The organism is Paramagnetospirillum kuznetsovii (genome assembly GCF_003284725.1).
Taxonomy (GTDB): Bacteria; Pseudomonadota; Alphaproteobacteria; order Rhodospirillales; family Magnetospirillaceae; genus Phaeospirillum; species Phaeospirillum kuznetsovii.
The window spans coordinates 39,767-53,595 of record NZ_PGTO01000009.1 but is presented as its reverse complement, the minus strand read 5'-3'; the positions used below and the strand labels follow the sequence as shown (position 1 = coordinate 53,595).

12 protein-coding genes are annotated in these 13,829 nt (G+C 63.8%); 7 read left to right on the top strand and 5 right to left on the bottom strand.

Going from position 1 to position 13,829, the window contains the following annotated elements; genetic code table 11:
- The first annotated feature begins 45 nt into the window (after positions 1–45).
- From CU669_RS12580 to CU669_RS12570, 3 genes are all read left to right on the top strand, one after another.
- On the top strand, positions 46–1,848 hold the full coding sequence (locus CU669_RS12580) for an AMP-dependent synthetase/ligase (protein ID WP_112145370.1): 1,803 nt from the start codon (positions 46–48) through the stop codon (positions 1,846–1,848).
- 209 nt (positions 1,849–2,057) lie between these two features.
- Positions 2,058–2,966 (top strand): response regulator transcription factor, encoded by a 909-nt coding sequence (locus CU669_RS12575; RefSeq protein WP_112145207.1) that lies wholly within the window; start codon positions 2,058–2,060, stop codon positions 2,964–2,966.
- A 110-nt stretch (positions 2,967–3,076) separates the two neighbouring features.
- Positions 3,077–4,030: a two-component system response regulator gene (locus CU669_RS12570; protein ID WP_112145205.1), complete on the top strand. Its 954-nt coding sequence runs from the start codon at positions 3,077–3,079 to the stop codon at positions 4,028–4,030.
- A gap of 102 nt (positions 4,031–4,132) precedes the next feature.
- Here CU669_RS12570 and CU669_RS12565 read toward each other — a convergent pair whose 3' ends face one another.
- Positions 4,133–5,467, bottom strand: coding sequence for a GGDEF domain-containing response regulator (locus CU669_RS12565; protein WP_112145368.1), 1,335 nt, complete (start codon positions 5,465–5,467; stop codon positions 4,133–4,135).
- 138 nt (positions 5,468–5,605) lie between these two features.
- Between CU669_RS12565 and CU669_RS12560 the strand changes: the two genes are divergently transcribed.
- The 4 genes from CU669_RS12560 to CU669_RS12545 are packed head-to-tail and all read left to right on the top strand — an operon-like array spanning position 5,606 to position 9,340.
- The gene (locus tag CU669_RS12560) at positions 5,606–6,235 is read left to right on the top strand and encodes a penicillin-binding protein activator LpoB (protein ID WP_112145204.1); all 630 of its coding nucleotides are present in this window, start codon (positions 5,606–5,608) and stop codon (positions 6,233–6,235) included.
- Positions 6,236–6,246: 11 nt separating this feature from the next.
- Positions 6,247–7,647, top strand: a complete 1,401-nt coding sequence (locus CU669_RS12555) for a hypothetical protein (RefSeq protein WP_239988697.1) — start codon at positions 6,247–6,249, stop codon at positions 7,645–7,647.
- A gap of 5 nt (positions 7,648–7,652) precedes the next feature.
- Positions 7,653–8,120 carry a putative periplasmic lipoprotein gene (locus CU669_RS12550; RefSeq protein WP_112145202.1) on the top strand — a complete coding sequence of 156 codons (468 nt, stop codon included), beginning with the start codon at positions 7,653–7,655 and terminating at the stop codon, positions 8,118–8,120.
- A complete protein-coding gene (locus CU669_RS12545) occupies positions 8,117–9,340 on the top strand; it encodes a hypothetical protein (RefSeq protein WP_112145200.1) in 1,224 nt (407 codons plus the stop codon). Before CU669_RS12550 ends, CU669_RS12545 begins: the two co-directional genes overlap by 4 nt.
- 48 nt (positions 9,341–9,388) lie before the next feature.
- On the opposite strand, the gene CU669_RS12540 is transcribed toward CU669_RS12545, so the two are convergent.
- The 4 genes from CU669_RS12540 to CU669_RS12525 form a co-directional block, all read right to left on the bottom strand.
- Complete coding sequence (locus CU669_RS12540; protein ID WP_112145198.1) at positions 9,389–9,748, bottom strand: DUF4189 domain-containing protein; 360 nt, start codon at positions 9,746–9,748, stop codon at positions 9,389–9,391.
- Positions 9,741–11,462, bottom strand: coding sequence for a sensor histidine kinase (locus CU669_RS12535; RefSeq protein WP_239988696.1), 1,722 nt, complete (start codon positions 11,460–11,462; stop codon positions 9,741–9,743). Before CU669_RS12535 ends, CU669_RS12540 begins: the two co-directional genes overlap by 8 nt.
- Before the next feature lie 186 nt (positions 11,463–11,648).
- Positions 11,649–13,043 carry a sensor histidine kinase gene (locus CU669_RS12530; RefSeq protein WP_112145196.1) on the bottom strand — a complete coding sequence of 465 codons (1,395 nt, stop codon included), beginning with the start codon at positions 13,041–13,043 and terminating at the stop codon, positions 11,649–11,651.
- Positions 13,030–13,707, bottom strand: a complete 678-nt coding sequence (locus CU669_RS12525) for a response regulator transcription factor (RefSeq protein WP_112145194.1) — start codon at positions 13,705–13,707, stop codon at positions 13,030–13,032. The genes CU669_RS12530 and CU669_RS12525 overlap by 14 nt, the downstream gene beginning before the upstream one ends.
- Between the last annotated feature and the right edge of the window lie 122 nt (positions 13,708–13,829).

Below are 13,829 nucleotides of genomic sequence, written 5' to 3'. Positions count from 1 at the left end.
GCGAATATAGGTATGACTGAAGGCGTCGAACAGGGAGTTTCGCGCATGCTCGATATTCGCGCCGCCACCAGCCTGCCCGCCATGTTCCTGGATCAGGCGGCATGCATGGGCGAACGGCCGTTCCTGTGGGCCAAGCGCGGCGGGTGCTGGCAGGCCCGATCATGGGCCGAGACCATGGACGAGGTTCTCACCCTGGCCGCCGGATTGACCTGCCTGGGCATCGAGGCGGGCGACCGGGTGGTGCTGATTTCCGAGAACCGGCCGGAATGGGCGGTGGCCGACTTGGCCATCATGGCGGCGGGCGCCATCACGGTTCCCGCCTATACCACCAACACCGTGGCCGACCACCTCCACATCCTGGACAATTCCGGGGCGCGACTGGTCATCGTGTCCACCAGCCATTTGGCCGAGCGAGCGCTGGCCGCCGCCGGACGGGCCGACCGCCAGCCCGCCGTCATCGCCCTGGAACCGCCGCCGCTGGCCCAATCCACCGGCATCGATCTGCATTCCTGGGGCTCGGTGCTCACCATGGGCCGCGAGGCGGGCATGGCCGAGCAAATCCGCCAAAAGATCGCAGAGGTTCGCCGCGATTCCACCGCCTGCCTGATCTACACCTCGGGCACCGGCGGCGTGCCCAAGGGCGTCATGCTGTCGCACGGCGCCATCTTGCACAATTGCTGGGGCGCCATCAAAGTGGTGGAAGAGCTGGGCATCGAGGACAACGTCTTCCTGTCCTTCCTGCCGCTGTCACATGCCTACGAGCACACCGCCGGACTGTATTTCCCCATCGCCATCGCGGCGCAAATCCACTACGCCGAAGGCATCGAGCACCTGGCCGCCAACATGGCCGAAGTGCATCCCACCATCATGACGGCGGTGCCGCGCCTCTACGAGAGCATGCGAAGCCGCATCCTGAAGGGAGTCGCCAAGGCCCCTTCCCTGCGCCAACGCCTGTTCCACGCCGCCGTCACCCTGGGCACCCGGCGGATCGAGGACGGGCGGCTGGGACCGCTGGACACCGTGGCCGACTGGGTGCTGGACCGCTTGGTGCGCGCCAAGGTGCGCGAGCGGTTCGGCGGCCGCCTCAAGGCCTTCGTCTCGGGCGGCGCCCCGCTGCCCTACGAGGTCGGGATGTTCTTCACCGCCCTGGGCGTGCGCATTCTCCAAGGCTACGGCCAGACCGAATCCGCCCCGGTGGTCAGTTGCAACCGGCCAAGCCGCGTCCGCATCGAGACCGTCGGCCCCGCCCTGGACGGAGTCGAGGTCCGAATCGCCGAGGACGGCGAAATCCTGGTGCGCGGCGAATTGGTCATGCAGGGATACTGGCGCGACCCCGACACCACCCACCTTGCCATCGACGCCGAGGGTTGGCTGCACACCGGCGATATCGGCGTGATCGATCCCGACCAGTCCATCCGCATCACCGATCGCAAGAAGGACATCATCGTCAATTCCGGCGGCGACAACGTGGCGCCCCAGCGCATCGAGGGCTTCCTCACCCTCCAGCCCGAAATCGCGCAGGCCATGGTCCATGGCGACCGCCGCCCCCATCTGGTGGCCCTGATCGTACCCGACGGCGAATGGATGGAAAGCTGGGCGCGGGCACAAGGCCGCGGCGACGGCGTCGGCGTCGTTCACGACCCCCGATTTCGCCACGCCATCGCCCTTGCGGTGGATCGGGTGAATTCCCAATTGTCTGCGGTGGAGAGAGTCCGCCGTTTCGTGCTGACCGACGAGTCGTTCTCCATCGATAATGGCCTGCTGACGCCGACCTTGAAGATTCGCCGCCACATGATTCGCCAGAAGTTCGGCGATACACTCGAAAGTTTATATGAAGAGCGCAAGTAACCGTTGGACGGACATCCGATGCAGAACCTTGACTGCATTGTGAACACCCTGTTAACGGACCGAGCCTCGCCACTTTTTTTCATGTCGGCATGTGAGCGGATGCATTGCAATTCGGCATTGGGATGCTCTAAATAGCGCCGTCGACATGCAGCGGAGGCTTGTCACCGTCATCCGTTTTTCACCCTGACGTTCGGTGGTTTCTCATTCCCATGGCCGATCTTGCTCCCAAATTCCCCAGCTCCCCAGCCCAGGCCATTGACCTGTCCCGGGTCAAGGCCTTGGTCTGCGAACCCAGTGGACTGCTGCGCCAGGGCATTCGACTGGCGTTGAACAATATCGGCGTTCGCACCATCAATGAGGCCAACACCTTTCTTGCCGCCCACAAGGCCTGCGAGGAAGGCGATCACGATTTCCTGATCGTCAATCAGGAGATCGAGGCCAATGACGCCACCTATATCCTGCGGCAGATGCGTGCTGGAAATCTGGGCAAGGATCCGTTCATCGTCACCGTGATGCTGTTGTCGTCGCGCGACGAGCCCAAGGTGCGCGCGGCCATGGACAGCGGCCCCGACGACCTGCTGCTGATCCCCTTCGCGCCGGATCAGTTGATGAACAGGCTTAGGATGCTGGTGGAACGGCGCAAGCCCTTCGTGGTGACCCACGACTATATCGGCCCCGACCGCCGCACCTCGCCGCGCCCCGGAGCGACCTCCGCCACCCAATTCCAGGTTCCAAACCCCATGCGGGCCCGTGGTCAGGGGGTGCCCCCGGACCGCTACCTGCAGGCGAAGCAGGATGCGGCTACGGCCATCGCGGTAGAGCGGATCAAGCGTCTTGCCGCGACCATTGAATGGGAATGCAACGCTCTGCTGGTGTCCTTTCGGGAAAGCAGGGCCAGTGGTGAGACCAATTTCCGCAGCCTTGTGAAGTTGGACTCGGTCTGCGAGGAAATGTCGGGACGCGTTACCAAAACCCTTGGCCATACCACGGATGTTATCGATGGATTTTTAATTGATATTCGAAAGCTAAAGAATAGCCCGAGCACCATGACCTATTCCGACGTCGAGCATTTATCCACGACCGGCCGCAAGATTACTGGCACATATACATCGCGATGATCGCTGACCTTGACCTCCGTATGGGATGCGTCCTTACTTTCAATGATGGCTAAATCCCCCATCTGCTGGTAGTATCAAATACTAGCAGTGCGAGCAGCGGGAGCCGCCTCATGTTAATGACCAGAGCCGACCCCGTAGCCTTCCAAGACCCCGAAGAGGTCTGTTCCAAGTCACCCTTTCGGGTGCTGCTGGTAGAAGACGATCTCATCCACTTCATGTATTGCGAAAACGTTCTCCAGTCCATTTACGGCGACAAGCTGGTGCTGGAACGCGCCGTCGATTGCAGTGGCGCCATCGACGCGCTGAACACCAAGGAATTCGAGATCTGCCTGCTCGACTACTTGGTCAAGGACGGCAATGCCAAGGATGTGCTGGCCCGCGTCGATTTCGGCCATGTCACCACGCCGGTCATCGTCGTCAGCGCCTTCGACGACCGTGAATTCGTCCTGGAGGCCTTGCGCCACGGCGCCGACGACTACGTCATCAAGGGTCGTTTCAGCGGCGGCGACCTGCGCCAAGCCATCGAATACGCCATCTATCGCAAATACAAGGAATTGCGCCTGCGCCAGCGGGCGCTTTACGACCAGTTGACCGGACTGGCCAATCGCAACCTGCTGTTCGATCGGTTGGACGAGACCCATCGCTTCGCGGCGCGTCATGCCGAGAAATTCGCGGTCATGGTCATCGACCTGGACAAGCTGAAACTGGTCAACGACACCAAGGGCCACGAAGCAGGCGATCGCCTGATTCAGGTCACCGCCGACGCCCTGGTCAGCTCGCTGCGCGCCAGCGACACGGTCGCCCGTGTGGGAGGTGACGAATTCGTCGTCATCATGAAGAATATCCGCGACAAGCAGGGGCTTGCCCGCCTGGGCGCCAACATCCTGAGAACGGTGCAAACCCGCACCGCCGCCGAATGCGGCATGATGGAATCCATCAGTTGCAGCATCGGCATCGCCGTCTTCCCCGACGACACAAAATCCCAGGCGGAAATGCTGCGCATGGCCGACGCCGCCATGTATGCGGTCAAGCGTAACGGCGGCGGCTCCTTCAAATTCGCCTGAATTCGGTCATGTTTGCCCCTCGCCGGGCGCAAGCTCCGCTTGCTTGGCCGCGGTCTCAGCGACCGCTGATCGCACCCAGCGTCGAATGTGACGCAGGACGCTCTATTCCGCCGCCTCGACCCGGTCGCGGCCCAGCGCCTTGGCGCGATAGAGCGCGGCATCGGCCCGACCCAGGCAGGCTTCAAGTCCCTCGCCGTCCCTGATCTTGCACTCGGCGACGCCGATGCTGGTGGTCAGGCGCAGCGGCGCCCCGCCGCTGACCGGAAGTTCCATCTCCGCCAAATGGGCGCGCACCCGTCCGGCGACCACCAGGGCCGCTTCCATGGCGGTTTCCGGCAAGGCGATGGCGAACTCCTCACCGCCCATGCGGCCGACGATATCCTGATCGCGCAACACTTCGCGACAAACGATGACAAAGGCCTTCAGCGCCTCGTCACCGGCGGCATGGCCACGTTCGTCATTGATGCGCTTGAAGTGATCGATATCGAGCATCAGCAGGGACAACGGACGGCCATAGCGTCCGGCGCGCTGGACCTCGGCCCCGGTCACCGCCATGAAGTGGCGGCGGTTATAGGCCGCGGTCAGGAAGTCCACCGTGGCGAGCTGAACCAGTTCCTTCTGGACGCAGGCCCGTTCCAGGGCCTGGCCGACACGACGGGCCAATTCCCGCACCAGATCGCGCTCGGAGACGGCGAAAGCCTCGTCCCCTTCCGGGGGGCGACTCTCGGGCCAGCAAATCTCGATGCGACCGGCGGGACGCGCCCCCGCGAAAACCTGGGCCTCCAACCGCCACTGGGTGTCCATGAAGTCGGAGGTCTCGACGATGCCGCCCGGCAACAGCCCGTTCAGACAGGTCAGACGGACACCGATACTTTCCGGCCGCAGCCAAGCCGAGGGAATCAGCGACACCACTTCTTCCATGGCGACCCGAAGCGGCAGTTCCGGAGACTCCAACGCACGGGAAACGCCATAAAGGCAATTGATCTGCCGCATGCGCCGCTCAAGCTGGCGGTTGGCCCTCAGCGCCTCGTCGCGGGCGTCGCGTACCGATATCTCGGCCCGCTTGCGCTGGATGGAATAGCGCAGCGAACGCGACAGCGATTGAGCGTCGATGCGCCCCTTCAGCATGTAGTCCTGAGCGCCTTGCTCCAAGGACTGCAAGGCCTGGGCATCGTCGTCGTGATTGGTCAGCACCACCACCGCCAAGTCGGGTGCTGCGTCGCAGAACCGCTTGACCGTCTCTTCCCCCACCGAATCGGGAAGCGTCAGGTCAAGGAACACCACGTCGAACCGGGTCCGACAAATGGCTTCCAGGGCGGCGGCGAGGCTGACGGCATGCTCGACCTCGATGTCGGGAAGCTTCTCCAACTCGGCCAAGGTCAGCAGCGCCTGGGTCGCGCTGTCCTCCACCAAAAGGGCATGCTGAACATTTGACACGGACACCGTCACTCCAATACGGGCTAGGGTATTGACTGTACCTCACTTCGGCGGATGCAAGCACCACCCGATTGCCATAAGATCGCCTGAATTCAGGGGGACCATAACCCTAGAACCCTATTCAACCGGAGACGTTCCATGCGCCGTCCCTATGCCTTGTCCGTCGCCATCGCCGCCGCGCTCGCCCTGGCGGCCTGCCAGAGGGTGGACAACACCGCGGGCGCCCCCACCGTCTATATCGATCCCGGCACCTCGGGGCCGGTCAAGGGCGTCGGCATCGAAAGCCAGGACGTCATCGCCATGACCGACCAGATGCTGCGCGACATGCTGAGCCAGCCCCGGCTGGCCAATGCGGCGATGCCGCCCAACGTCATCATCGATTCCGAATATTTTCACAATGAAAGCTCGTCGCGGCTGAACAAGAACTCCATCACCGACCGCCTGCGGGTCGGCCTCAACCGGGCCGCCGCCGGACGGATGCAGTTCGTCGGGCGCCACTATGCCGACATGGTGGCCAAGGAACGCGATCTGAAGCGCCAAGGCACGGTGGATAAGGCCACCCTGCCCGCGGCGGGCGCCCAGAAGGGCGGCGACTACCGGCTGGGCGGGCGCATCACCTCTTTGGACTCACGCGATCCCAAGACCGGCATGATGCAGCGCTATAACCAGATCATCTTCGAGATGGTGGATCTGGAAACCTCGGAAATCGTCTGGAGCGGCATCTACGAATTCGCCAAGGCCGCCCAGGACGACATCATCTATCGCTAGGAAACAAGGCAATGGCCGCCGCGGGCGCATCACGACTGACGAGCTGCCTGGTCGCGGCGGCCATGACGGTCGGCTGCGTCACCGCCCGCGAGCAGGAAACCAGCCCCGACCTCGGCAGCGTCCACGCCTATCTGGACGACAAGCCGACAGAATTACGCCGCCATTTCTTCATCGCCCAAGCCCAAGGCCAGCGCAACCGCGTCCTCAACGACATGCGTCTTGGACTGGCCACCTTCGCCTTGGGGCGCAATCAACTGTCCGAGCAATTGTTCGACGACGCACTGCAAGGCATCGAAGCGGTTTACGCCGACAACGAACAGGCCAAGAAGGCGCGCGAACTCCTGACCCGAGAACAGGTCAAGGACTTCAAGGGCGAACCCTACGAGCGGGTGATGGCCTATTACTATCGCGGCCTGCTCTACCTGCGCGCCGGAGATTTCGAGAATGCCAGGGCCAGTTTCAAGGGCGGCATGCTGCAAGACGCCTTCGCCGAGGAACAGCAATACCGCGCCGATTTCGCCCTGATGCCCTTTCTCCAGGGCTGGGCCGCCCATTGTTCCGGCAACGCCTCGCTGGCCGCCGAGGACTTCAAGGAATTCCGCGCCATCAACAAGGATGCGCCGCTGCCCCGCGACAAGGACAACGTCCTGGTGCTGGTGGAGACCGGCGACGCCCCGGTCAAGATCTCCGACGGAGCGCGTCTCAGGATCAAGCGCAGCGGCTCCACCGAGACCGCCCGCATCAGTTGGACCGACCCCGATCATCCCAAGGATCATCCGGAAGATTCCGCGGTCCTGCTGGAAGACATCTACCGTCAGGCCTCGACGCGCGGCGGCCGTCAGTTCGACGCCATCCTGGAAGGCAAGGCGGAATACAAATCCGTCGCCGACACGGTCGGAAATGCGGCCCTGATCGGCGCCATCCTGGCGGCCAAGGTCGCCACGGAAAGCGGCCCTCGGCGCGGCACCAAACGCAAGGATCGCGAAAGGGCCGAGGATGTCCAGCAGGGCGCCGCCATTGCGGCGGGCGGGCTGGCCTTGATCGGCCTGCTGTCCAAACTGACCGCCCATGCCATTGAATCCGAGGCCGACACCCGCTATTGGGACAATCTGTCCGACCGGGTCCAGGGTCTGACCATGACGCTTTCCGACAAGGTCACCGCTTTGCGGGTGGAATTCCAGTCGCCCGGCGGCACCATGCTGGGCGGCCGCGACATTCCCATTCAGCGCGCGGGCCGCTGCGGATTGGTCTGGATCAAGGACGGAACCGCCATCCCCCGCAATCCCCGCGCCCCCAACAGCGTCCCCGCCGACATCATGGCCAGCCCGGTCATCATCCCGGCGGCTCCGGCCTCGCCTGCGGCGCTGGTAACCGCCTCCCCGCCCGCCACGGGCCGGGATTCCAAGGAGTGATCCCCATGCGACGCCTGCTTGCCCCCGTTCTCGGTCTGCTGCTGCTCGGCGGCTGCGCCTCCATGGAGCCCGCCCCCCACTGCGACATGTCGCGGATCTCAGGCCAGCGCGATCTGGTGCCCGGTCCCGCCATGGTGCCGGGCGAAAGCTCGCCCTTGAAGGAAATGCCGATGAATTCGGTGAACATCACCGACCCGGCCATCATGAACAAGCTCTATGTCCGCTCCATCGCGGCGCGGCGGACCGCCACCGGCACGGTGGAGGTCGTCGCCCAGGTGGTCAACTGCACCGATTTTCAACAAACCGCCGAGGCGCGCACCCAGTTCTATGACAGCACCGGCGTAGCCTCCGAGCCGGTCAGCGCCTGGCAGCGTCTCCATCTGTCGCCACGCACCTCGTCGGCCTACCGCGAACTGTCCATGGGCGACAAGACCGTGGACGGCTACATGATCGAGATGAGGGAAACCAAATGAAGCTCTCCCCCCTCGCCTGCCTGATGGCCGCCGTCCTGCTCGGCGGCGCCGCCTCGGCCCAGACGGTCGGCCCCAAGGTTCCGCCTTATCAGGCCCCGGCCAAGGCAGACCCACCGGCCCGCGCCGCCGCGCCGGAAGGGAGTCCGGGCTTCGACACCGGCGTTCGGCCCGATCCGTTCAAGCCGCAAACCGACGTCATCGCCCGATTCGCCGACGCCTATGGCAAGGGCGGGCGGCCTCGGCTGGCCTTCTACTGGAATCGGCAACTGACCGACACCATGGCCCAGTGGTATAGCGAAAGCCGCACCATCTCCACCGACAAGTCCGCCAATACCACCGAGGGCGACCTTGCCCTGAAGCAGTCGGGCAGCAAGCAGAGCACGGTGGAAACCCAGCGCCGCAATGCCGACGAGCAGGCCCGCCAGTCGCGGCCGGAAACCTGGGAATGGGAATTCCAGGACGGCTTCCTGACCCCCTTCCTCACGGCCGACGCCCTGGTGGTGGACCGCACCGCCATCATGCGGATCATGGGGGCCGGCGGCGAGGATATCGATCCCCGCACGGTGGAAATCATGGCCTTGCAGAATATGGCCGACCTGCTGGTGGAAGTCCTGGTGGCCGACCAGCCCAAGGCGACCACCGGCTATGAATTGCGCGCCCGCATTCTCGACGTCAAGACCGGCAGGATCGTCGCCATGGTCAATAGCCGCTCGCTGAAGGAATGGCAGCGTACCGACAAGGCGGTCGCCACATCGCGCGGCTTCGATATTGCCGATGACGACGACGAAGGCTTCGGCCCCGAACGGGCCAACAACAACTACAAGGCAACACCATCCGGTTTCGAGAAAAAGCGCAAGCCGCCCAAACCCGCGGCCATCGCCCACAACCTCGCGACCAATGTGATGAGTGGCCTGATCCCGAGACTGGAAGCGGCCCAGCCGTCGGTGGCGGTGGCGCCCACGGCCAAGCCGCCTGAACCGAAGGTGGAGGATGCGGCTCCCATGCCCATCACGACACCCCCGGCGAAGGCGCAAGGGGAAGCCAAGCCCCCCGTCGAGACGAAATCAAAGCCCGCGCCCAATGACAGCGCGGTCCCCCTGCCGGAAGTGGAAGCCGAGCCCCTGCCCGCCCCGCCCAAGGCGACCGCGAAGCCGAGCCCGCCGACCGAGCCGACGGCATCGGCGGAAGAACCGCCGATGCCGCGCCCGACCAAACAATAACGGGATGCCTATCCCTCTCCCGCAAGGGGAGAGGGATAGGCGACCGGATTACTGGCAGTCCGAGACGACGACCTTGCAACCAGCCCCGCAAGCTTCCAGTGCGTTGGCCTTGGCGGCGCCTTCGGTGCTGCCCCAACCGATGCCCGAATAGCTGCGCGAAGCGGCATAGGCGCCGCAGGTGTCGTAACGCACCGCGACCTTGCATTCGCTGTTGCCGGCCTTCTTGCATTCCCGCTTGGCGTCGATGCCCGCTTCCTCGCGGGTCGCGCCGGTTCCGATGCCATAGCCGACCTCGTCGGCCTTGGAACCGGCCTCGTCGTCCACCGCGATGGCACCCGCCGCCATGGCTCCGACCGAGCCCACCAGCATTCCAACGACCATGGTCATGGCGAAAAATACATTACGCATTGTTGTCTCCTTCATGATGATAACCGCCCTCGAGAGTAAAGAAAAACGTAGTGCCGGAGCCGGGAGTCGACTCCAACCAGATAGCACCGCCGAAGCGATCGACGATACGACGACAAAGAGTCAGGCCGATGCCTGTACCCTCGGTTTCAGACGTGGGATTCAGGCGCTGGAAGATCTGGAAAATCTTTTCGAAATATTCCCGCTCGATGCCGATGCCGTTATCGGCGACCGCGAAGCGCCAAGTGCCCCGCGCGGCGCGTTCCGCCGTCACCGACAATTTGGACGGCCGCTCGGGCGAGCGATATTTAAGCCCATTGCCCAATAGATTCTGAAACAGGCTGACAAGGCGGGCGTCATCGGCCATCACCTCCGGAAGCTCGCCGATCACCACCTCGGCGCCCGCTTCCTCGATCTGCACCCGAAGATTATTGACGGCCCGATCCGCCGCATCCTTGGACGAACACCGGTCCAATGGCTTTGCCTGGCTGGCGATCCGGGAATATTCCAGCAGATCACCGATGAGCTGGGTCATGTGCTTGCCGCCATCGACGATGAATTCGATGAAGTCGTGGGCATCGGGTTCCAGATGCCCCTGATAGCGGCGCTCCAGCAATTGGGCGTAGCGAACGATATTGCGAAGCGGCGTTTGCAGATCATGCGAGGCGATATAGGCGAATTGCTCCAAGTCGCCGTTGGAGCGCTGCAATGCCGCCTCGATATGGCGCCGCTCCTCGACTTCAGCCGCCATTTGATCGCGGGACGCGGTGAGCTGGCTCCGGCTGGCGGCCAGATCGTCTAGCAGCGACAATATCTTTCGCGTGGCCAAGAACATCAGCACGCTGACCAGGGCCATGATCATGGCAACCCTGATGACGGTGGCCCGCAATTCGCCGACCACGGAGTCCATGCTGGCTCCAACGGTCACCACCAGCGGGAAATTAGGCAGCGCCCCGAAAGCGATCAGCTTGGGGACACCGTCCGTCAGTTGTCCCTGGGTGAACAAGACGCCGTCACCCGATTTGGCAAGTCCCTCGGTGAAGACCGGCGATTGGGACAGGTTGCGCCCCAGCTCACCGGGATTGGTCGCCGAACGGGCCAACAATACGCCGTCGCGCCGCACAAGGGAGATGCTGCCCTCCTCGCCGATTCGGCCCTTGGCGAAGGCGGAATTGAACAAGGACTGTTCGATGGCCACGAAGGCGATGGTGGCGCCGTGGGAGGGACGTGACATTCTGGTTGCCACGGACAGCGCCCACAATCCGGTGGAGCGTCCCCGGAAAGGCGCGCTGATGAAAATATCGCCGGGGGGATGGGCCATGGCTTCGCGAAAATAGTCGCGGTCGGCCACGTTTGCCAGCTTGGCGCCGGGCGCCTCGGGGACCAGGTGCAGGGTGCCGTCCTCATCCACCAGACGCACCAGCATGGATTCGTTGGTAATCCGCTGGAAGTCGCGAACCAGGGCGGCGAAGTCGGGGTCCGTGCGCGGATCGCGCTCCGGGTGGTCCGACACCCACCGATTGGCCGCCACCAGAAAGGTCTCGGTGATCTTGAAAATGCCGTTGACCTGCTCGGCCACCGCCCCCCGCTGGCGATCCAGCACCTGTTCCATCCGCGAGATGTGATTCCCCTTGAAATCGTGGGCCCACAGCCAGAACAACGCCCACAACACGGCGGTGGCGATCGTCATGGTCCAAATGACGGCATGACGCGCCATGCGCTCGGTCGTCGCGCCCGCTGCAGGTGAATTCACCGGAGAAGATGACGGGTCGGTCGACAGTTTAAGGGCACTCCAGGGACCGCGATGGAAATTACCGATTTCCCGGCGCAGACTAGATCAATCTCGCCGACTCCAACAGTCTGACTTGATCCAAGTCACATTTCGACTATTTCCCCCCATGCATTAGGACATAGCTGTCGTCATGGGGAATTTAAGCCTGACCTCCAGGCCCGGATGGGCGTCGTCGAGGACGAGGCTGGCGCCGTGCAGCCGCGCCACCGCCTTGACCAAAGACAGGCCCAGCCCATTGCCGGGGGTGGTTCGCGTCGCGTCAAGTCTGACGAAGCGCTCCAGCACCGACTCCCGCGCCTCCTCGGGGACACCCGGCCCTGAATCGGCCACCACCAGCTCCACCCCGCCCCCTGCCTGCGCGGCGGTCACCGCCACTGTCACGAAACCCTTGGGCGGCGTATATTTGACCGCATTGTCCACCAGATTGGCCATGGCCTGGAACAGCAGATGGCGGTCGCCCTTCACCATGGGTCCAGGCTCGGCGCGATAACTGAGAACGACCTCTTTCTCTTCCGCCAGCGGCTCGTAAAGCTCGACCACATCGGCCGCCAATTGGGCCAGATCCACCGGCTGAAAGCGCTCCAGCCGGGCCGCCGATTCGGCGTGCGAGATGGTCAGGATGGCGTTGAAGGTGGCCAACAGGTTGTCGGCCTCGGCCAGGGTTTCTTCCAGCGTCCGGCGATAGCCGTCACAATCCGGCGTGCCCAGCAAGACGAGATCGATGCGCGAGCGCAGTCGGTTGAGCGGGGTGCGCAGGTCGTGGGCGATATTGTCGGAGACGGTGCGGATGCCTTCCAGCAACCGTTCCAGCTCGTCCATCATCTCGTTGAAACTTTCGGCCAGCGAGTCGAACTCGTCGTCGGAGCCCGACAGGGTCATGCGCTGGCTCATATCGCCGCCGAAGATGCCGCGCGCGGTGCGGCTCATCTGCTCGACTCGCTGCAGCATGTGGCGGCTGGTGAAATAGCCGCCCACCACGCCCAGCAGGATGGTCAGCGCCAAGCCCCAGCCCAGCGCCCGATTGATGGCGGACTTGACCCGCTTGGCATCGGCCAGCGAGCGGCCCACCAGCAGGCGATAGCCGTCGGCCAGTTCATAGGATTGGGCCAGCACCTCGGCGCCCGGCCCCAGCCCTCCCACCGGCATGATCCGAAAGCGCACCCATCCCAATTGCGAGCCGACCTCGCTGGGCCATGCCCGCAGATTGCCCGCAAGCGGCACTCCGTCGAGGCCCATGACCAGATAGGTGCTGCGGCCATCCATATCCTGGCGGATGCGCTGGCCGATGATCTCGGACAAGCCCACCAGATCGCGGTCGCGATAGACCTCGGACAGGCCGTTGGCCTCGGCCTCCACGGTTTCTTGCACCTGCCATTCGATGTACATGGTGGTGCTCCACGATACCAGCACCAGCAAGGCGACGGCCGATACCGTGAAGATGCCCAGATAGCTGAGTGCCAGCCGGAAGGTGGTGGTGCGGAGGAGACTGGCGCTAGCGGGCCGCACGAAGCGTGTATCCGGCGCCCCTGACCGTATGGATCAGCGGCAGTTCGAAATCCTTGTCCACCTTCTGGCGCAGCCGCGAGATATGGACGTCGATCAGATTGGTCTGGGGATCGAAATGATACTCCCAAACATTTTCCAGCAGCATGGTCCGCGTGACCACTTGGCCCGCATGCCGCATGAGATATTCCAGCAGACGGAATTCGCGGGGCTGCAATTCGATGGCCTGGCCGCCGCGCGCCACCGAGCGGGCCAGCAGATCCATCTCCAGATCCTCGACCTTGAGACGGGTCTCGGGCTGGGCGGCGGAAACGCGGCGCGACAACGCCTCGATGCGGGCCAGCAATTCGGCGAAGGCATAGGGCTTGACCAGATAGTCGTCGCCGCCCGCCTTCAGGCCCCGGACCCGGTCGTCCACCTTGCCCAGGGCCGACAGGACCAGCACCGGCGTGGTATTGCCGTCGGCGCGGATGGCCTGGATGATGGCCAGCCCGTCCAGACCGGGCAGCATGCGGTCGATGATCATGGCATCCCACCGCTCGGAGGTGGCCAGGAACAGCCCGTCGGTGCCGGTGGCGGCGTGGTCCACCACATGACCGGCCTCCCGCAGGCCCTTGGCCATATACGCCGCGGCTTCGCTGTCGTCTTCGATGAGGAGGATTCGCATGGAGACCTTCGACCTTTCCTGGATCGACCTTAGCGCCTAAGCGGAGAACGGAAAAGCCCCCGCGCCAGGGGGGGAGACGCGGGGGCCTTTTTTTCCGGTGTCCGAATGCAGGGGGATGCATC